Annotated in this window: 1 pseudogene; it reads left to right on the top strand. The window is 66.4% G+C overall.

The window, feature by feature from the left end:
- Positions 1–475 (top strand): annotated as a pseudogene (locus F0U47_RS20315) (M1 family aminopeptidase); the annotation flags it as partial.

The following is a 475-nucleotide window of genomic DNA, read 5'->3' as shown; positions in this document are numbered from 1 at the left end:
CAGCCGGACCTCAAGTCGGTCTTCAACTTCAACGTGACCGCGCCCGCGCACTGGAAGGTCGTCTCGAACGCCCCGACGCCCGTGCCGGTCCCCTGCGACGACGACCGCTTCGCCGTGTGGTCGTTCCCGACCACCAAGCGGATGTCCACCTACATCACCGCGGTCGTCGCGGGCGAGTACTACGAGGTCNNCCCAGCAGGGCTTCGAGTTCTTCGAGGAGGCCTTCGGCGGCCCCTACCCCTTCGAGAAGTACGACCAGCTCTACGTGCCCGAGTACAACATGGGCGCGATGGAGAACGCCGGCTGCGTGACCCTGCGCGACGAGTACATCCCGCGCTCGCGCCAGCCGCGGTCCTTCTACGAGTTCCGCGCCTCCGTGATCCTCCACGAGATGGCCCACATGTGGTTCGGCAACCTCGTGACGATGCGCTGGTGGGACGACCTCTGGCTGAACGAGTCGTTCGCCGAGTGGGCC

Source organism: Nocardioides antri (genome assembly GCF_008373765.1).
Classification (GTDB): domain Bacteria; phylum Actinomycetota; class Actinomycetes; order Propionibacteriales; family Nocardioidaceae; genus Nocardioides; species Nocardioides antri.
The sequence above is the reverse complement of the archived record's forward strand: the minus strand, read 5'-3'. Positions and strand labels throughout refer to the sequence as shown.